Origin of the sequence: Streptomyces sp. NPDC046915 (assembly GCF_040644935.1) — a bacterium.
Taxonomy (GTDB): domain Bacteria; phylum Actinomycetota; class Actinomycetes; order Streptomycetales; family Streptomycetaceae; genus Streptomyces.
Window position 1 is genome coordinate 666,424 of the sequence record NZ_JBEYXB010000003.1, and the last position, 18,873, is coordinate 685,296.

Below are 18,873 nucleotides of genomic sequence, written 5' to 3' on the forward strand. Positions count from 1 at the left end.
AGCATCAGCATGCCCATCTCCGACTACCGGACCGCCCTCGTCACAGGTGCGTCCACCGGAATCGGAGCCGTCGTCGTCGAGCGCCTCGCCAAGCGGGGCCTCGAAGTCCACGCCGTGGCCCGTAACGCCGAACGCCTCCAGGCACTCGCGGACGCCACCGGGGCCGTCCCGCATCCCGTCGACATCACCGACACCGAGGCCCTGACCAGGACCCTCGAGGGCCTGGACATCGACGTCCTCGTCAACAACGCCGGCGTCTCCCGCACCGGCAACATCCTCAGCGCCGACGAGTTCGCCGTCGACGAGCAGATCGCCGTGAACATCCAGGCCGTCCTGCACCTCGTCCGGCTGCTGATGCCCGGCATGGTCGAGCGGGACCTCGGACACATCGTCAACATCAGTTCCATCGCCGGGGTCTACAACTTCGGCGGCAACACCATCTACCACGCCACCAAGGCCGCCGTGCACACCCTCTCCCGCCAGCTGCGGGTCGACGGTTACGGCCGCCGGGTCCGGGTCACCGAGATCTGCCCCGGCCGCGTGGAGACCGAGATCTTCGGTCGTCTGCTCGGCGACATGGAGGCGGCCCAGCGCCAGTTCTACGACGGCTACGAGTCCCTCAAGCCCGAGGACATCGCCGACAGCATCGAGTTCGCCGTCGACTCGCCGCGGCACGTCAACATCGGCCACATCGAGATCCTGCCCACCTTCCAGGTCCCCGGCGGCCTGAACTTCGAGCGCCGCGAGGGCTGAGCACCATGACCGTCGCCCACACCACAGCGGCCCGGGTGCGCCGCATCAACCCCTCGCCCAGCACGGCCGCCGCCCAACGCGTGCGCGAGCTCAAGAGCCAGGGGCTCACCATCCACGACCTGACCGTCGGCGAACCCGACTTCGACACCCCGGCCCACGTCAAGGCGGCGGCGGTACGGGCGATCGAGGCGGGGGAGACCAAGTACACCCCTGTCAACGGCACTCCCCGACTGCGGGCCGCGGTCATCGACAAGCTCCGCTCCCGGCACGGCCTGCACTACACGGACGCGCAGATCACCGTCGGCGGCGGCGCCAAGCAGGTCATCTTCCTCGCCCTCATGGCGACCCTGGACGAGGGCGACGAGGTCGTCGTGCCCGCCCCGTACTGGGTGTCGTACCCCGACATGGTCCTCGCCAACGACGGCACCCCCGTCGTCGTGCCCTGCTCCGAGACCGACGGCTTCAAGCTCACGCCCGGCGCGCTGCGGGAGGCCCTGACCGACCGCACCCGCTGGGTCGTCCTCAACACCCCCGGCAACCCCACCGGCGCCGCCTACACGACGGACGAACTGCACGCACTCGCCGAGGTGCTGCTGGACAACCCCCGGGTGCGGGTGCTCACCGACGAGATCTACGACGAGATCTGGTACGACGACGGGCGGAGCCGCTCACTGGCCGCCGTCGAACCCCGCCTGGCCGACCGGGTCTTCCTCACCAACGGCGTGTCCAAGACGTACGCGATGACCGGCTGGCGGCTCGGCTACGGAGCCGGCCCCGCCGACCTGGTCTCCGCCGTCAACACCCTCCAGTCGCAGATCTCCTCCTGCCCCTCCTCCGTGAGCCAGGCCGCCGCGGCCGCCGCGCTGACCGGCCCCCAGCACTTCGTCGAAGAGTCGGTCCGGGTCTACCGCGGCCGGCGCGACACCACCACCAAGCTCGTCAACGACATCCCCCACCTGAGCTGCACCGCCCCCGCCGGCGGCTTCTACCTGCTGGTGAACTGCGCCGACGCCATCGGCCTGCGCACCCCGGACGGCGAACGCATCGACAGCGACGAGCAGTTCGCCCGCTACCTGCTGGACAGCCGGCAGGTCGCCGTGATCCACGGCTCCGCCTACGGCGCACCGGGCTACTTCCGCATCTCCTTCGCCACCTCCGCCGACGTCCTCGCCGAGGCCTGCGCCGGCATCGCCGCGGCCTGCGCCGCCCTCACCCCGGCCGTGTCCACCTGAAGGACCCCCATGACCAACATCAGTACGAAGTTCGAGCGCCCCGACCCCGGCCTCGTCGAGCAGCTGAGCGCCTTCTCCGCCGCGACGATCCACGAGGCCCAGGGCCGTCTGGGCGCCCTCGACTCCACCATCAAGCCGGTCGACCACCGTATGAGGCTCTGCGGCCCGGCCTTCACCGTCGTCTGCGCACCGCGCGACAACCTCATGCTCCAGACCGCGATCCACTACGCCCTGCCCGGCGACGTCATCGTCGTCTCGGGCGGTGCCTACGCGGAGGCCGGCTCCTTCGGCGACGTCCTGGCCAACGCGTGCCAGTCGAAGGGACTCGGCGGCCTGATCACCGACACCGGCGTCCGGGACACACAGGAGCTGCGCGCACTCGGCTTTCCCGTCTTCTCCCACAGTGTCTGCATCAAGGGCACCGTCAAGGAGACCGTCGGCCCGCTCTGCGAGCCGGTCACCGTCGGCGGCCAGCTGATCCGGCCCGGCGACGTGGTCAGCGCGGACGCCGACGGCGTGGTGGTCGTCCGGTGCGAGGACCTCGAAGAGGCCATCGCCGCGTCCCGGCGACGCACCGACGCCGAGGCCGGCTTCATCGCCGCGTACCGGTCCGGCAGGACCGTGGCCGAGATCTGCGGCCTGGCGCCGCTCCTTGCCGCGAAGGGCGTGGTGGTCGACGAGTGAGGCGGCGGCGCGAGGGGGCGCACGGCGCGTGGTGTCATGGGCATCCGCCGGTGCTCGCCCTCGTCGACGCGCCCCCTGTGCCGAGCCGGCCCGTGGCGGGGTCCGTGGACCCGCCGGGGTGGGCCTGCCGCTTCTCGTACGCCGGGCCGCGGGTCCTTCACCTGCCGGAGTCGAGTACGCCGCTCACCGAGGTGGATCTGGCCGGGTTGGCGGAGGCGGAGCTCGCGCAGGTGCGGTACCGGCGGCCCGAAGTGCTCGGGCGGTCGCTGTTCAACCGGTGGGGGCGAGCGGACCGGTGGCGGCCCGATAGGCGCGCAGGAAGGCCGCGACACCACCTGTGATCAGGCGGTCCGTCTCCTCCTTGGGCAGCGGCCGGACCCCGTAGTGGGACAGCTGCACGATCGCGTGCGAGGTCAGGGCCGAGAAGTGGGCGCCCGCCAGGGCCGCGTCGCCGTGGACGTCGAGCAGGCCCGCGTCGGCGAGGCCGGTCATCGTCTCGGCCATGGCCTGCCCGACCGGGCGCGGTCCCTCGTCCTGCCATGCCTGGAGGACCTCGGGCGGGACGTGGTCGGCCTCGGCGTGGATGTGGCGGACGAGCGCGAAGTGGTTCGGGTAGTCCGTCATGAGGTCCACGAACGCGCGGGCCAGGGCGACGAGGTCGCGCTCCAGGTCCTCGGGGCGGGGTGGGCGGCCGGGGGCCAGCACCGCGTGGAGACGGGCGAGCTGGGCGTCGCGCACCTCGGTGGAGGTCCAGGTGACGACCGTACGGAAGAGCTGGGCCTTGCCGCCGGGGAAGTGGTTGTAGAGCGTGCGCGTGGAGATGCCGGCCTCGGCGGCGAGCGCGTCCACCGGGGCCCGCGTGTAGCCCTCGCGGCCGAAGACGGTGCAGGACGCGCGCGCGATGGCGATCTGCTTCTCCAGCTTGCGCGGTGGGACCTCGCGCCGCGCCTGTGCCATCCGGTCCTCGTTGCTGTCGGCCACCAGTCGTCTCCCAGCCTCGCGATCCACATCTACAACGCACGTTGTAATTGTTACAACGTGCGTTGTAGTTTACCTGAAGGAGCCGCAGCGGCGGCTCACCTCAAGAGGGATACGAGGGGACACCCATGTCTGCAACCGACAGCACCGACAGCACGGCCACCACCCCGCTGCGCGTCGCCGTCATCGTCGGCAGCGTCCGCGAGGGCCGCCAGGCGAGCGCCGTCGCCGAGTGGTTCCTCGGCACGGCCGCCGGTGACGACGGACTGGAATTCGACGTCGTCGACCTCGCGGACGTCCACCTGCCGCTGGTCATGCCCGGCTGGGGCGGCACACCGGACCCCGAGGCGGTCGCCGCGCTGAAGGACGTCTCGCCGCGGCTGGACGCCGCCGACGCGTTCGTCGTGATCACCCCCGAGTACAACCACAGCTTCCCGGCGGCCCTGAAGAACCTCATCGACTGGCACCACGGCCAGTGGCAGGCCAAGCCGGTCGGCTTCGTGTCGTACGGCGGTCTCGGCGGCGGGCTGCGCGCCGTCGAACAGCTCCGGCTGGTCTTCGCCGAACTGCACGCCGTCACCGTGCGCGACTCCGTCAGCCTGCACGGGCCGTGGTCCGGCCTCGGGGAGGACGGCGCCCCGCGCGACGCGGCCGTCTGCGCCGGTGCGGCCAAGGGAATGCTCGGGCAACTGGCCTGGTGGGGGCGGGCGTTGCGGACGGCCCGCGTCGAACGGCCGTACGCGGCCTGACGGGGGGCCGGGGAACATGAGCGCGACCGGGACCGCCGAGGCGGTGGCCGGGGCGCGAGGTGGCGCGTCCGCCGCCGCGCTCCGCCGCACCGTCACCGTCGTGATCATCGGCTCCGTGATGTCGGTGCTCGACATGACGATCGTCAACGTCGCGATGCGCGGCCTCTCGGAGTCCTTCGGCGCGCCGCTGGAGACGATCCAGTGGACCGCCACCGCGTACACGCTGGCACTCGCCGCGGTCATCCCCACCTCGGGGTGGGCGATGGGCCGGATCGGCGCCAAGCGCACCTACCTGACCGCCCTCGCCCTGTTCACCCTCGGTTCGCTGCTCGCCGCCTGCGCCTGGGACGCCCGCAGCCTCATCGCCTTCCGCGCGGTGCAGGGACTCGGCGGCGGGCTGCTCATGCCCGTCGGGATGGCGATGGTGATGCGGGTCGCGGACCGCGCCCGGCTGGGCCGGGCCATGGGGCTGCTCGGGCTGCCCATCCTGGTCGGCCCCGCGGCCGGGCCGGTCCTCGGCGGCCGGCTCGTCGACGTGGCCTCCTGGCACTGGATCTTCCTGGTGAACCTGCCCGTCGGCGCGCTGGCCCTGATCCTCGCCGGGAAACTGCTCCCGCGGGACCGGCCCGTGCGGGCATCCGCACCACCCGGACTGGACGTCCCGGGCCTGCTGACGCTCTCCCCGGGGCTCGCGCTGCTGCTGTTCGGGCTCGCCCGGGGCGGTGAGCGGGGTGAGTTCACCGCGCCCGGCGCGTTCGCGCCCGCGCTCGCCGGTGCCGTGCTCGTCGCCGCCTTCGTACGACGTGCGCTCACCGCCCGTGCCCCGCTGCTCGACCTGCGGCTGCTGCGCGACCGTACGTTCGCCGCCGGGGCCGCCACGCTCGCGCTGTTCGGCTGCGGCTACTTCGGGTCGATGCTGCTCGGGCCGCTGTACTGGCAGCAGGAGCGGGGCATGACCGCGACGGCCGCCGGGCTGCTGGCCGCACCGGTCGGGCTGGCCGTCGGCACGGCGATGCAGGTCGCCGCGCGGCTGGTCGACCGGGTGTCGCCGCGGCGGCTGATCGCGGCGGGGGTCGTGGTGGGCGCGCTCGGGATGGCGCTGGGGGCGCTCCAGGTCGGTCAGGAGGGGGTGGCGCCCTGGCGGGTGGTCTGCTCGGCCGCGGTGATGGGCGTCGGCTCCGGCATGGTGCTGATGCCGACGATGACGACCGCGACCCGCGAGCTGCCCGGCGACCGGGTGGCCGCCGCCAGCACCGCGCTGAGCATCAACTCCCAGGTGTGGGCCTCGGTGGGCACCGCGCTGCTGTCGGTGGTGCTGGGCACGGTGGGCGCGGACCCGGCGGGGTTCCGGATCGCGTACGCGGTCGCGGCGGGGCTGCTGGCCCTGGCCCTGCTGCCCGCGGTGCTGCTTCCGGGGCGGCTCAGCCCACGCTGAGTTCCGTCAGCTCCGCGAGCGGCAGCGTGTGCTGGGTCTGGAGCACCTTCGCCCGCAGGTAGCGCACGTTGTGGGCGGTGGTGAAGACGCCCGTGGGCACCCGGTCGCGGACGACGAGGCCCAGGCCGCGCAGCTGGTCGGCCTTGTCGGGGTTGTTGGAGAGCAGGTCCAGCTCCTCGATGCCGAGGGCGCGGAGCATCTGGCCGGCCGACGTGTAGTCGCGGGCGTCCTCCGGCAGGCCGAGGGCGGCGTTGGCCTCGTAGGTGTCCAGGCCCTGGTCCTGGAGGGCGTACGCGTCGAGCTTGTTGTAGAGGCCGATGCCGCGGCCCTCCTGGCGGAGGTAGAGCAGGACGCCACCGCGGTCGGCGATGCGCTCGACCGCCTCGCGCAGCTGGGGGCCGCAGTCGCAGCGGGCCGAGCCGAAGACGTCCCCGGTCAGGCACTCGGAGTGCAGGCGGACCAGCGGGACGGTGCCGGGGTCGGGGCGGCCGAGGACGACGGCCACGTGCTCCTGGCCGTCGGTCAGGCCGTGGAAGGTGACCAGTTCGGCGTCGACGCTGTAGCCGTCGTGGAAGCGCAGCGGTACCCGGACGCGGGCGCGCGGGGTGGCGGCGGGGGTGTCGGGCATGCGGGTCTCCGGGGTTCAAGGAGTTTCAGATTTGAAGCAGTTGCCGGGAACCCTACCCCATGCTTTAAATTTGAAGCAACGGATTCGCGGATCTCGTGCGGAGATCACGAACAGGACTTCGGCGACCGGCGCCGCCACGGCACGTCGTCCGGCGCGGACCCCGCCTCCTCGCCCTGGAGCGCGTCGGCGACCGAGCTGAAGATCTCCTCCAGCTGCCGTACCTGTTCGGGGCTGAGGCGGTCGAAGAGGGAGGCCCGTACGGTCGCCACGTGACACGGTGCCGCACGTTCCAGGACGGCCATCCCCTCGTCGGTCAGCGCGGCGATGCTGCCCCGCTTGTCGGACGGGCACCCCTCACGCCGTACCAGGCCGTCCTTCTCCAGCCGGGTCACGGCGTAGGTCAGCCGGCTCCGGGTGATCTTCGACCTCTCCGCGAGGTCGGTCATGCGCAGACTGTGTTCCGGCGCCTCGGAGAGGTTGGCCAGGATGGAGTAGTACAGGTGCGGCATGCCGGTGTCCTGCTGGAGCTGCCGGTCGATCGCGTCCTCCAGGAGCAGGCTGCCGGCGATGTACGCGCGCCAGGCGCGCTGTTCCTCGGGGGTGAGCCAGCGGGTCGTCATGCCACCAGTGTAGGTTTGTTTCAAACTTGAACCAAGACCCCGGGTCCGCCGAGTCCGGCCCTGCCCCGCCTCCCGAAGAGAGCGCGTCGATGCCCCGTCCGTACGTCCTGCTGTCCGCCGCCGTCTCCCTCGACGGCTACCTCGACGACACCGGCCCCGACCGGCTGCTGCTGTCCGGCCCGGCCGACTTCGACCGGGTCGACGAGGTACGGGCGTCCGTCGACGCGATCCTGGTCGGCGCCGGCACCATCCGCGCCGACAACCCGAGGCTGCTGGTCAACTCGGCCGAGCGACGGGCGGCCCGGCTCGCCGCCGGACGGGCGGAGTACCCCCTCAAGGTCACCGTCAGCGGCTCCGGCGACCTGGACCCGGACGCGAACTTCTGGCACACCGGTGGCGAGAAGGTCCTCTACACGACCGACCAGGGCGCCGAGCGGGCCCGCACCCTGGGCATCGCGGCCGACGTCGTCCCGCTGGGCGCGGATCTGGACTGGCCCGCACTGCTCGAACACTTGTACGCAGTGCGCGGGGTGCGCCGCCTGATGGTCGAGGGCGGCGGCATCATCCACACCCAGCTGCTGCGGCAGGGCCTCGCCGACGAGCTCCAGCTCGTCCTGGCCCCCCTCCTCGTCGGCGACCCGGACGCCCCCCGACTCTTCGGGCCCGGGGGCTACCAGGCCGGGCGGCTGCGGCTGCTGGAGACGCGCCGTATCGAGGACGTCGTCCTGATGCGCTACGAGCCGACCGCGCCCGGCACCGGCCCGGCGGCCCTCGCGGCCGACCGCCACTGGCTGCGGATCGCCTGCGAGCTGGCCGCGCTGTGCCCGCCCTCGGAGACGGCGTTCAGCGTCGGAGCGGTGGTGGTGGCCACCGACGGTACGGAACTCGCGCGCGGCCACTCACGCGAGGGGGACGATCCCGTGGTCCACGCGGAGGAGGCGGCGCTGGCCAAGATCCGGCCCGACGACCCGCGGCTGGCCGGCGCCACGGTGTACAGCAGCCTCGAACCCTGCGCCCGGCGGGCCTCCCGGCCGGCGCCGTGCGCCCGGCTGATCCTCGACGCGGGGGTACGCCGGGTGGTCACAGCCTGGCGGGAGCCGGACACGTTCGTCACCGACGCAGACGGGAGCGGGCTGCTGGCGGCCGCGGGTGTGGACGTGGTCGTCCTGCCCGAGTACGAGGAGGCCGCGAAGGCGCCGAACCGGCACCTGCCGGGCTGATCGAAAAGGAGTGTGCGAGTGGTCCCGCGGATGACGTACACTGGTGACACAACGACGCGGGGTGGAGCAGCTCGGTAGCTCGCTGGGCTCATAACCCAGAGGTCGCAGGTTCAAATCCTGTCCCCGCTACTGAAGGCTCAGGGCCGGAATCCAGTACACGGATTCCGGCCCTGAGTGTTTTCCCGGTCCTGAGCGCTTCCTGATCCCGATATCACGCACAGTCATGCACCGGGCGCCCTCCGCTTTGCATATGGGTAACCATCAAAACGTCTGTGACTGCTGAGGTGCCCCGCGCCCGGCTCAACTCGCCCGTTTTTCACCGGTCATCGCCCATAAGTTCTCCTGTGAAAACCATAATGATCAAGCCGAACGGCTTGGAAACTGACAGGTAGGTCTATTAACGTTCGATAACGCAGCGCGGTCGTCCCAGCCGTCACCCGCGACGGCTCCGTGCGCACATGCCGAATCCCGAAAGGGAACCGGGGAACCACCACCTTGGGGTGAATCACGCGAACACCGCCGTGAACTGCTTGAGTTCACGACTGGTATACGCGCGTAGGAGACCTTCCTGCTCCGAACCCGTCAGCTAACCCGGTAGGCGTTACGGAAGGAAGGAGCACGCCCGCGTGGCGTCCAACCCGCCTGCCCCCACAGCCCCGTTCGTGCCGAGCCAGCGCACCGAGACCTTCGGCTACGGCGAGTACCGCACCGACGAGGGCCCCTGGGAGGAGTGGAATCCCACCGAGGACTCCCTCGCCCCGGTACGCGGCCGGCACCGCGTCAGCAAGCAGCGCGGCGGCGGGCTCGCCCGCAGCTCCACCGTTCTGGGCGTCGGCGTGATAGCCGCCGTCGGCGCGGGCGGCATGGCCAGCGCCAACACCGGCAAGCCGCCGGTCCACATCTCCATGCCCGACCTGCCCTCCGTCGGCTCCCTGCTGGGCGACGACGCCGACGGCGCCAAGGCCACCGAGGCCAGCCTGGCCCACGTCGGCGTGGCAACCGCCGACAGCGACCAGGGCGGCACCGACGCCGGCGAGGCCCTGCGCAACCGGATCATGGCGCAGGCCGAGCAGCAGAAGAGCCAGGTCGACGGCAAGGCGACCGCCGCCGCCGTGGCCGCCGCGGAGAAGCAGTCCACCGCCGCGGCCGCCAAGGCGGAGAAGGAAGCCGCCACCGAGGCCGCCGCCGCCAAGGACAAGGCCGAGGCCGTCGCCAAGAAGCAGGCTGAGGCCGACCGCCTCGCCGCCCTGGCCAAGCAGTACACGCTGCCGACCTCCTCGTACACGATCACCGGCACCTTCGGGCAGCCCGGTGCCATGTGGTCCTCCGGCTACCACACCGGCCTGGACTTCGCGGCGCCGACCGGCACGCTCATCAAGGCCATCCACAGCGGCACGATCACCGAGGCGGGCTGGGCCGGCGCCTACGGCTACCGCACCATCCTCACCCTCGACGACGGCACCGAGCTGTGGTTCTGCCACCAGTCCTCGATCAACGTGAAGGTCGGCCAGAAGGTCAGCACCGGTGAGGTCATCGGCCGCGTCGGCGCCACCGGCAACGTCACCGGCCCGCACGTGCACCTCGAGGTCCACCCCGGCGGCCAGGCCACCGGCATCGACCCGATGGCATGGCTGCACAGCAAGGGCCTCACCCCCTGACGCGCCTCTCCGTTCCCCGGCAGCCCTGACGACACCCCCCCGACGTCAGGGCTGCCGGTCCGTCGCGGAATGCGCACCGCCGCCGCGGTGGTTGGATCAAGACATGGCTTCTCTTCGTAAACTCGGCAATTCCGATCTCGAGGTCTTCCCGCTCGCCCTCGGCGGCAACGTCTTCGGCTGGACCGCCGACGAGGCGCAGTCCTTCGCCGTCCTGGACGCCTACACGGCCGCCGGCGGCAACTTCGTCGACACCGCCGACTCCTACTCGGCGTGGGTCGAGGGCAACGAGGGCGGCGAATCGGAGACCGTCATCGGCAACTGGCTGAAGTCCCGTGGCAACCGCTCCGACGTCGTCATCGCGACCAAGGTCAGCCAGCACCCGAAGTACCAGGGCCTGACCGCCGGCAACATCAAAGCCGCGGCCGACGCCTCCCTGCGCCGCCTCGGCACCGACCACATCGACCTGTACTACACCCACTTCGACAAGACCGAGGTCCCGGTCGAGGAGATCATCGGGGCGCTCGACGAGCTCGTCCGGTCGGGCAAGGTGCGCTACATCGCCGCCTCCAACATCACGGCCGAGCGCCTCCAGGCGTCCCTCGACTTCTCCGAGCGCGAGGGCCTCGCCCGGTACGTGGCACTTCAGCCGCACTACAACCTCGTCTCGCGCGACACCTACGAGGGGCCGCTGCGGGACGTGACCGCCCGCGCCGGCCTCGCGGTCGTGCCGTACTACTCACTCGCCTCGGGCTTCCTCACGGGCAAGTACCGGTCCGGTACGACCGTGGACAGCGCGCGGGCCGGCGGTGCGGCGAAGCACCTCCGGACCGAGCGGGGGCAGAAGGTCCTGACGGCCCTGGACGAGATCGCCGCCGCGCACGACACCGCCGTGGCCTCCGTGGCCCTCGCCTGGCTCGCCGCCCGGCCGACGGTGGCGGCCCCCCTCGCCTCGGCCCGCACGGTGGACCAGCTGCCGGCGCTGCTCGGGGCGGCCGAGCTGGAACTCACCGGGGACGAGCTGGCGAGGCTCACCGAGGCGTCGGCGTAACCCGTCCCGCCTTCCCGCCAGTGCCGGGGCACTAGGTCCGGTACGGGTTGTGGGCGGTGTACGGCACCGCCGGATACCCGTAGCCGGGCCCGGGTCCGGGGCCGTGCACATAGCCGTACGCGCCCTGCACCCCGTACACCGGCCAGGGCGTCGGAACCACCGGAGCCGACGCCCGCGCGGCGTACTCCAGCGCGGGCCGCGCGAGCTGCCGCCTGTTCCACAGCTCGGCCAGCAGCTCCCGCTCCCGGACGACGAAGTCGGCCCCCGCCCGCCCGCGCCGCCCCCGGTGCCGCAGGAACGCCAGCGAGGTCGCGTACGCCTCGTACTGCGCCACCGCCCGCGCGGCCGGCTTGCCCCCGTGATGGCGGGCGTAGTCACGGGCCATCCGCCGGGCCCGCATCGAGCCCAGTGCGAACGGCTCGCCCGGCCCCAGCCACCCGGCGAGCACGTACGCCGGAAGCTCCTCCCGCACGGTCCGCAGCTCCCGCTGGCGCGTCCAGATCACCAGCCAGGTCAGCAGCCCGAACGCGGGCAGCATGAAGGTCCCGTACACGGCGAAGAAGCCGTACTCGCCGAAGGCGGAGGAGCCGTTCCACAGCGCGTGCATGCCCATCGCGAGCAGCAGCCCGCCCAGCGGCACCAGCACGCGCCGCACATGCTGCCGGTCGGCGGACAGGGCGGCGATGCCGAAGCCGATGCCGGTCATGACGGTGAACAGGGGGTGCGCGAACGGGGACATGATGACGCGCACGAAGAAGGTCGCGGCGGTCACGGAGGCGATGCCGCGGTCGCCGGTGATCTGGTCGGTGCCGAACGCGGTACCGAGATAGAGGATGTTCTCGGTGAAGGCGAACCCGGTGGCCGTGACCCCGGCTATCACCACCCCGTCCACGATCCCGGTGAAGTCCCGTCTGCGGAAGAGGAAGACGAGCAGGACGGCGGCGGCCTTGGCGGACTCCTCCACGATCGGCGCTATGACCGTCGCGCCGAGGGTGTCGGCGCTGGACGGGTCGGACGTCGTGGCTATCCACTTGGTGGCGAAGCTGTTGGCGACGATGGCTATCAGCGCCGCCGCGCAGGCGCCCCAGGCGAAGGCGAAGACCGTGTTCCGCCAGGGGCCGGGCTCGACCCGGTCCAGCCACCGGAAGGCGGCTATGAGCAGCGGGACGGGCAGCACGGCCAGCCCCAGCCCGACGAGGAACCCTTCCGTACCGGTCTGCTGCCGTACGAGGGCCAGGATGACGAGCCCGGAGAGCGCGAGCAGCATGATCAGCGCTCCGTACCGCACCCACCTGCGCTGCCACCAGTGCGGGTGCCGGAGCACACCGTCGACGGGACCGGCGGGGTGCGTCGGATACGGCGGAAAGGTGGCCACGGCATTGACCCTAACGTCGCTGCTGCTCCCGATGCTGTACGCGGCGGAACAACAGATCATTCACCACATGTCCCTTCTCCAGGCCCTGTCCCTCGAAACGGGTCAGCGGGCGGAAGTCGGGACGCGGCGCGAAACCGCCGTCGGACCGGGTGTTCTCGAAGTCCGGGTGCGCGGTCAGTACTTCCAGCATCTGCTCGGCGTACGGCTCCCAGTCGGTCGCGCAGTGCACGATCGCCCCGGGCCGCAGCCGGGTCGCGGCCAGGCCGAGGAACTCCGGCTGGATCAGCCGCCGCTTGTGGTGCCGCTTCTTCGGCCAGGGATCCGGGAAGTAGACGCGCAGCCCGTCCAGCGAGTCCGGGGTGAGCATCTCGCGCAGCAGGATGATGGCGTCGCCGTTGCCGACCCGGACGTTGGGCAGCCCGTCGCGGTCCGCGATGCCCAGGAGGTTGCCCTGGCCCGGGGTGTGCACGTCCACCGCGAGGATGTTGGTGCAGGGATCCGCGGCGGCCATCTGCGCGGTGGCCTCTCCCATCCCGAACCCGATCTCGAGCACGACCGGGTTGTCGTTCCCGAACAGCTCGGCGAGATCGATGTCCCGCCGCCCGTCGATGTCCAGCCCCCACTTGGGCCACAACCGCTGCAACGCGTCCGCCTGCCCCGCCGTCACCCGGCTCCGCCGCGGCTGGAAACTCCGGATCCGCCGCTCGAAGTGCGACCCCGCGGGATCCGCCTTCGGGCCGTCCGGGAACCGCGGCTCCCCCTTGGCCCGGCTGTGCCGGATGGACACACCGGGGGCGGGACGCGGGGGGCCGGGGGTTTCAGGGGCGTTCAACGAGTCAGACACAGTGAGTCGATTTTACGCGGGGCCGCCCGGACGTCGGACCGAACGGGACGGGGATCACCTCTGCTCCTCCAGCACGGCCAACGCCCGCCGCGCCACCTCCCGCCCGATCGGCAGCGAGGCGGTGGCCGCCGGAGACGGCGCGTTCAGCACATGCACCGCCCGGGGCCCCTCGCGGATCAGGAAGTCGTCCACCAGCGTGCCGTCCCGCAGCACCGCCTGCGCCCGCACCCCGGCGGGGGCCCGTACAAGATCGGCCTCTTCCACCGCGGGCAGCAGCCTGCGTACGGCCTCCGTGAAGGCGGCCTTCGACACCGACCGCCGGAATTCCCCGAGCCCGTACCGCCAGTGCCGCCGGGCGATGGACCACGACCCCGGCCAGGCCAGCGTCCCCGCCGCCTCCCGCGGCCGTACGACCCCCCAGCCGTACCCCTCGCGGGCCAGCGCCGGCACCGCGTTCGGCCCGATGTGCACGCCACCGTCGATCCCGCGCGTGAGATGCACCCCGAGGAACGGGAACGCCGGATCCGGCACCGGGTACACCAGCCCGCGCACCAGTCCCGGACGCGCCAGCTCGTAGTACTCACCCCGGAACGGCACGATCCGCACCCCGGGCTCGTCCCCGGTCAGCCGGGCCACCTCGTCGCAGTACAGCCCGGCGCAGTTCACCAGCACCCGCCCGCGCACGACGTCCCCGCCCGCGGTTCGTACGGCCACCCCGAGCTCCGGCCGCCGGTCGATCCGCTCGACCCGCGCGCCGTACCGGATCTCCGCCCCGGACGCCTCGGCCAGCTGCCGCGCGACGCCGACGAAGTCGCACACGCCCGTCGTCCCGACGTGTATCGCCGCGAGCCCCTGCACCTCCGGCTCGTACTCCGCGATCTGTGCCGCTCCGAGCTCCCGTACCGGTATCCCGTTCTCCCGGCCGCGCTGCACGAGCGCGTGCAGCCGCGGCAGCTCCTCCCGCTCGGTGGCGACGATCAGCTTGCCGGTGACGGCGTGCGCGACGCCGTACTCCGCGCAGAACTTCACCATCTCGGCCGCGCCCCGCACCCCGTACCGCGCCTTCAGGGAGCCGGGCCGGTAGTAGATCCCGCTGTGGATGACCCCGCTGTTGCGCCCCGTCTGGTGCCGGGCCGCTCCCGGCTCCTTCTCCAGCACGGTCACACGGGTGCCGGGCGCCGCGCGCGTGATCGCGTACGCGGTGGACAGCCCGACGATCCCACCACCGATCACGAGCACGTCGCAGTCGTACGCGCTCTCCCGCACCTGCCGCGCCACCTGGCACCACCTCCCGGTTCCGATAGTGCACTGCGCCACTGACAATGCGCTCAAACCCGGGAGACGGGCTCAGGCCGGTGCCATCAGCAGTGGGCGCGCCCGCTCCCGCAATTCCACCACCCGCGGTTCGTCCCCGTACGGCTCCAGCCGGTGCAGGAGATCCTTCACGTACTCGGTGGTGCGCGCCGAGGAGATCCGCCCGGCGACCTCGACCGCCCGCACACCCTGCTCGCAGGCCGCGTCCAGGTTGCCGGACTCCAGTTCGGCGACCGCGGAGACGACGAGCCGGAGCCCGTGCGAGCGCACGAACTCCTCCGTCGGCTTCGACAGCGCCTGCTCGGTGAAGCGGCGGACCTGGCGCGGGGCCTTCAGGTCGCGGTAGCACTCGGCGGCGTCGGCGGCGAACCGGTCGTAGCCGTAGAAGCCGAGCCAGGACGGGTCCTGGTCGCCGTCCCGGGAGCGCTCCAGCCAGCCCTCGGCGGCGCGCAGCGCCCCGCCGGCCGCGGGGGCGTCACCCGCGCGTGCGTGCGCGCGTGCCTCGACCAGGCGGAAGAAGCTCATGGTGCGGGCGGTGGCCAGGCCGCGGTTGCGCTCCAGGGCGGCCTGCGCGAGGTCGACGCCCTCGTCGCCGAAGCCCCGGTACGTCGCCTGGAGCGACATGGAGGCCAGCACATAGCCCCCGAGGGGGACGTCCGCGGCCGCGCGCGCGAGGCGCAGCGCCTGGATGTAGTAGCGCTGGGCGGCCTCCTGCTGGCCGGTGTCGAAGGCCATCCAGCCCGCCAGCCGGGTGAGTTCGGCGGTGGCCCCGAACAGGGCGCGGCCGACCTCGTCCGAGTACGAGCCGAGCAGCAGTGGAGCCGCCTCCACCCTGAGGCACTCGGGCACCATGGACGAACGCCAGTCGCCGCCTCCGTATTTGGAGTCCCAGCGCCTGGCGTCCTCGGCTGCCTCCCGCAGTTTCTGCACATCGCTGTGGCCGACTTTGATCGGTGCGCCGGAGCCCTCGGAGGGGTTCGCGTCCCGCGCGACCGAGCTGTCGGCGGGGGTTATCAGCCAGCGTGAGGCGGGCGTTGCGTATGCGCTCACTGCGAACGATCCGGCCAGCGACTGCCAGATGCCGCCGGCGCCGGCCCGGCGCCCGGCGAGGTCGAGGCGGTACAGTTCCGTGGCCGAGCGCACCGCCTGTCCCACGTCCCTGGGGAAGGCGAGGCCGACTTCGGGGGCGGGATCCGCGTCCGCCAGGCCGATCTCGTGGAGCGGCACCGGGCGGCCGAGCTTCTGGCCGATGGCGGCGGCGATGAGATGCGGCGCGGCACCCTGCGGCACCATGCCCTTCGACACCCAGCGCGCCACCGACGTCTTGTCGTAGCGAAGAGTCAACCCGCGTTGAGCGCCAAGATCGTTGACGCGTCGCGCGAGTCCTGCGTTGCTGATTCCCGCGAGGGCGAGAACGGCGCCGAGTTTTTCGTTCGGCCCGCGTTGCTCCCTGGACATGCGCCACCCCTCGACACAGACGGCTGCCGCGCTGGCATAACCACGCGGCATTCGTAAACCCAGCGTAGTTCGCCGCATCCCAAGCGTTAAGGGGCATTGTTCCGGATGGCGGGATTGTTGCCCGTCCGCGTCCGCCGGCCATGTACGCACCGTGCACGGGCTGTCGCGCCGTGCCCCCGCCGTGTGGCCGTGCGCCCGTCCGTGCGCTCTTCTCCGGCCACCGGGGGAGCGGTTCCATGGGTCACGCGTGGGTCGGCCCGCTGTACTGGATCCAGTGGGCTGGGGGACACCGCCACCTTCATCCCCGCGGGTGGCGGACCGGTCCGGGAGGCGATGCCCGCCTCCCGGACTGTGCGCTGTCCGTGCACTGCGCAGAGCATGTACGGAGCGTGCTCACGCCTGTTCCCGCCGCGCCAGATTGGCTGAAAATCGACCCCCCTCTTTTGGGTGCGTTCACCGCTCTTACCACGGGAGTTGAGGGCGCGAAGGGCGTTTTCGGGTAGCGTTTCGGGGGCGCATTCGAGTCGCAACGGCCGTGCGCCATACCGGCGTCGACTTCTGTTCGACTTCCGCACGAGTGCACGCGCGTGGGCGTGCCGACGGCATCCAAGGCGGTGCCGCCGCCCCTCGGGGGCGCGTTCTTCATGGCAGCATGGGACCCGGTTCGTACGGTGCACTGGTTGTCCACAGCCTGTGGAGGCGTCCATGCGGTGGTTGGTGGGATGGAGCAGCACCGCCACGGGCGCCGCCGGAACAGGCTCCGCCGGTGCCGTCGGGGACGACGGCGAGACCGTGCACCCGATCGGCTCCCAACTCCTGTGGGGCGACCCGGATCCGCTGTGGGCGGTCGGCGACTGGCGCCCGGACGAGGTGCGGGTGGTGAAGGCCGACGCCCAGAACCGGATCGCCGTCCTGGGCACCTGCGGGGCCTCCGACGAGGAGCTGCGGCTCGGCCTGTTCACCGCGCGCGGGGGCGCACTCCGGCATCTGACGACCTGGCCCGGCAGCTACACGGCCGTCGTCCAGGTCGGCCGCCGCGTCACCGTCTGCGGCGACCTCGCGGGCGCCCGGCCGGTGTTCTACACACCCTGGGCGGGCGGTACGGCCTATGCGACGGCCGCGCTGCCGCTCGCCGACCTCATCGAGGCCAACCTCGACTTCGGCCACCTCGCGGCCCTGCTCGCCGCCCCGGACGTACCGGCCGCCCTGTACGACTCCACGCCGTACGACGGCGTGCGGCGCGTTCCGCCGGGGCATGCGCTCATCCTGCGCGCCGGTTCGCGTGAGATCGCCGGGTACGAGCCGGTCGCCTCCCTCGCGGTGGCGGCGCCGTCGGCCGATCCCGACCGCGCCGTGGACGCGGTGCGCGACGCGCTCGTGGACGCCGTCCGCGCCCGCCTCTCCGCGCCCCGGCACGTCCCCGGCGCCGACATCGACCCCGGTCCCGTCCCCGGCATGGGGCCCGCCGAACGACGGGCCGCGCGCGGGATGCCCGTGCCCGGGATCGGCGCCGACCTGTCCGGCGGCCCGGCCTCCGGCACCCTCGCCCTGCTGGCCGCCGGGCTGCCCGGCATGCCGGGTACGGTCCTCGGGCACGGCACGGGCGCCGGGGAGCGCCTGCTGGCCGTCACCTTCAACGACCTGGCCGTGGGCGGCCGGGAGGCGGAACTGGAGCGCGCGGGGACGCTCGCGGCCAACCCGCGCCTGCACCACGTGGTGGTGACCGGCGGCGAGGAGGTCCTGCCGTACGCCGACCTGGAGGGACCCCTCACCGACGAACCGGGACCCTCCCTGATCACGGCCGCCCGCCACCGCGCGCGCCTGGCCGCCGGCAGCGCGGACCACTTCACCGGACACGGCGCCCGCCAGGTCCTGGACGCGCACCCCGCCCGCCTGGCGGACCTGCTGATGGACCGCAAACGGCGCCACCTGGTACGGCCGGTCGCCGCGCTGGCCAAGGCGGACGGCTCGGTGATGGTCCCCGCGCGCGTGTACAGCGCGGCGCGGCGGCTGGCCCGGATGCCGTACCGCACCGGCGTGGAGGCGCTCGCCGAGCGGCTGCTGCGCCGCCGCTTCGAGGAACCCGGAGGCGCGGTCGGAGCGTCCCTCGCGGCGCTCACCTGGGCCAGACCCGGGCCGGCGGCACGCTGGCTGACCGGAGAGGCACTCGCTGAAGTATCGGTTCTGCTCCAGGGGGCGGTGAACCGCTCCGGCGTGGGTCCCGGCCAGCGTCCCGGCGACCACCGCGCGCGTGCCGCACTGGCCCGCTACGCCGCGGACATCCGCGTCCTCGAACAGGCCGCCGAGATCCGCTTCCAGCGCCTGCACGCCCCCTTCCTCGACAACCAGGTCGTCCGCGCCTGCCGCGACCTCCCCGAGGCCCTCCGCGTCCAGCCCGGAGCACGCGCCGACATCCTGCGCACGGTCCTGAAGGGCACCGGTATCACCGACCTCCCGCCCGGCTGGGGCGCCCCCTCCCACGCCTCCTCGGCCGCCGCCACCCGCACGGGGCTGAGGGTCGCCGCCGACTCCCTCGTCTCCCTCTTCGCCACCCCGCTGCTCGCCGAGGCCGGCCTGGTCGAGGCCCGTGTCGTCCGCAAGGCCCTGCGCGGCGCGGCGGCCGGCGAACCCCTCCCGCTGGACGGCCTCGCCGACCTCGTCTCCCTGGAACTGTGGCTGCGCCGCCTGCTGTCCCGCCGGGGCACCTGCTGGACGGGCACACCGGCACGCGCGCGTGCCGTGCCCTCCGGGATCACACCGCGACGGGGGGCATTGGCCTCGGGTGGGTGAGCGGGGCTTGCGGATGAGTTCTGGGTGAGGGTGAGTGGGGCTTGCCGTCCCTGGAGGCCGCGCCCCCAGACCCCCATCGGCCTGAAC

General features: G+C 72.5%; 16 protein-coding genes, 1 tRNA gene and 1 riboswitch. Of the genes, 10 read left to right on the plus strand and 7 right to left on the minus strand.

The annotated features are described in order from the left end of the window. The first annotated feature begins 9 nt into the window (after positions 1 to 9). Genes ABZ915_RS11280 through ABZ915_RS11290 form a run of 3 tightly spaced genes read left to right on the plus strand, consistent with a single transcriptional unit; the run spans position 10 to position 2,669 of the window. Positions 10 to 753, plus strand: a complete 744-nt coding sequence (locus ABZ915_RS11280) for an SDR family oxidoreductase (RefSeq protein ID WP_361799357.1) — start codon at positions 10 to 12, stop codon at positions 751 to 753. 5 nt (positions 754 to 758) lie between these two features. Next, positions 759 to 1,985, plus strand: a complete 1,227-nt coding sequence (locus tag ABZ915_RS11285) for an aspartate transaminase (protein ID WP_361799360.1) — start codon at positions 759 to 761, stop codon at positions 1,983 to 1,985. Positions 1,986 to 1,994: 9 nt separating this feature from the next. Further along, on the plus strand, positions 1,995 to 2,669 hold the full coding sequence (locus tag ABZ915_RS11290; RefSeq protein ID WP_361799363.1) for a 4-carboxy-4-hydroxy-2-oxoadipate aldolase/oxaloacetate decarboxylase: 675 nt from the start codon (positions 1,995 to 1,997) through the stop codon (positions 2,667 to 2,669). A 270-nt stretch (positions 2,670 to 2,939) separates the two neighbouring features. Here the strand turns inward: ABZ915_RS11290 and ABZ915_RS11295 are convergent, their stop codons facing one another. Next, complete coding sequence (locus tag ABZ915_RS11295; RefSeq protein WP_361799365.1) at positions 2,940 to 3,650, minus strand: TetR/AcrR family transcriptional regulator; 711 nt, start codon at positions 3,648 to 3,650, stop codon at positions 2,940 to 2,942. 125 nt (positions 3,651 to 3,775) lie between these two features. On the opposite strand from ABZ915_RS11295, the gene ABZ915_RS11300 reads away from it, so the two are divergent. Beyond that, positions 3,776 to 4,396: an NAD(P)H-dependent oxidoreductase gene (locus ABZ915_RS11300; RefSeq protein ID WP_361799368.1), complete on the plus strand. Its 621-nt coding sequence runs from the start codon at positions 3,776 to 3,778 to the stop codon at positions 4,394 to 4,396. A 16-nt stretch (positions 4,397 to 4,412) separates the two neighbouring features. After that, positions 4,413 to 5,831, plus strand: coding sequence for a DHA2 family efflux MFS transporter permease subunit (locus ABZ915_RS11305; protein WP_361799371.1), 1,419 nt, complete (start codon positions 4,413 to 4,415; stop codon positions 5,829 to 5,831). On the opposite strand, the gene ribA is transcribed toward ABZ915_RS11305, so the two are convergent. Both ribA and ABZ915_RS11315 read right to left on the minus strand, forming a co-directional pair. Then, on the minus strand, positions 5,818 to 6,459 hold the full coding sequence (ribA, locus tag ABZ915_RS11310; protein WP_361799374.1) for a GTP cyclohydrolase II: 642 nt from the start codon (positions 6,457 to 6,459) through the stop codon (positions 5,818 to 5,820). The genes ABZ915_RS11305 and ribA overlap by 14 nt on opposite strands. A gap of 104 nt (positions 6,460 to 6,563) precedes the next feature. Beyond that, positions 6,564 to 7,079 carry a MarR family transcriptional regulator gene (locus ABZ915_RS11315; RefSeq protein ID WP_361799377.1) on the minus strand — a complete coding sequence of 172 codons (516 nt, stop codon included), beginning with the start codon at positions 7,077 to 7,079 and terminating at the stop codon, positions 6,564 to 6,566. Positions 7,080 to 7,168: 89 nt separating this feature from the next. On the opposite strand from ABZ915_RS11315, the gene ABZ915_RS11320 reads away from it, so the two are divergent. The 4 genes from ABZ915_RS11320 to ABZ915_RS11335 all read left to right on the plus strand — a co-directional run bounded on the left by ABZ915_RS11320 (position 7,169) and on the right by ABZ915_RS11335 (position 11,005). Further along, positions 7,169 to 8,299 (plus strand): dihydrofolate reductase family protein, encoded by a 1,131-nt coding sequence (locus ABZ915_RS11320; protein ID WP_361799380.1) that lies wholly within the window; start codon positions 7,169 to 7,171, stop codon positions 8,297 to 8,299. Between the two features lie 55 nt (positions 8,300 to 8,354). Beyond that, positions 8,355 to 8,428 (plus strand) — tRNA-Met (locus tag ABZ915_RS11325). A gap of 320 nt (positions 8,429 to 8,748) precedes the next feature. Further along, positions 8,749 to 8,915: riboswitch (cyclic di-AMP (ydaO/yuaA leader) on the plus strand. A gap of 10 nt (positions 8,916 to 8,925) precedes the next feature. Then, entirely contained in the window at positions 8,926 to 9,957 is a 1,032-nt protein-coding gene (locus ABZ915_RS11330; protein WP_361799383.1) for a M23 family metallopeptidase, read from the plus strand. Between the two features lie 103 nt (positions 9,958 to 10,060). Further along, positions 10,061 to 11,005 (plus strand): aldo/keto reductase, encoded by a 945-nt coding sequence (locus ABZ915_RS11335; RefSeq protein ID WP_361799386.1) that lies wholly within the window; start codon positions 10,061 to 10,063, stop codon positions 11,003 to 11,005. Between the two features lie 31 nt (positions 11,006 to 11,036). On the opposite strand, the gene ABZ915_RS11340 is transcribed toward ABZ915_RS11335, so the two are convergent. The 4 genes from ABZ915_RS11340 to ABZ915_RS11355 all read right to left on the minus strand — a co-directional run bounded on the left by ABZ915_RS11340 (position 11,037) and on the right by ABZ915_RS11355 (position 15,996). Then, entirely contained in the window at positions 11,037 to 12,380 is a 1,344-nt protein-coding gene (locus ABZ915_RS11340) for a PrsW family intramembrane metalloprotease (protein ID WP_361799389.1), read from the minus strand. 10 nt (positions 12,381 to 12,390) lie between these two features. Then, the gene (trmB, locus tag ABZ915_RS11345; RefSeq protein ID WP_361799392.1) at positions 12,391 to 13,224 is read right to left on the minus strand and encodes a tRNA (guanosine(46)-N7)-methyltransferase TrmB; all 834 of its coding nucleotides are present in this window, start codon (positions 13,222 to 13,224) and stop codon (positions 12,391 to 12,393) included. A 54-nt stretch (positions 13,225 to 13,278) separates the two neighbouring features. Beyond that, positions 13,279 to 14,502 carry an L-2-hydroxyglutarate oxidase gene (gene lhgO / locus ABZ915_RS11350; protein WP_361799395.1) on the minus strand — a complete coding sequence of 408 codons (1,224 nt, stop codon included), beginning with the start codon at positions 14,500 to 14,502 and terminating at the stop codon, positions 13,279 to 13,281. A 69-nt stretch (positions 14,503 to 14,571) separates the two neighbouring features. After that, positions 14,572 to 15,996, minus strand: coding sequence for an MFS transporter (locus ABZ915_RS11355; protein WP_361799398.1), 1,425 nt, complete (start codon positions 15,994 to 15,996; stop codon positions 14,572 to 14,574). A 705-nt stretch (positions 15,997 to 16,701) separates the two neighbouring features. Between ABZ915_RS11355 and ABZ915_RS11360 the strand changes: the two genes are divergently transcribed. Further along, positions 16,702 to 18,786, plus strand: coding sequence for an asparagine synthase-related protein (locus ABZ915_RS11360; protein WP_361799401.1), 2,085 nt, complete (start codon positions 16,702 to 16,704; stop codon positions 18,784 to 18,786). Positions 18,787 to 18,873 lie beyond the last annotated feature (87 nt).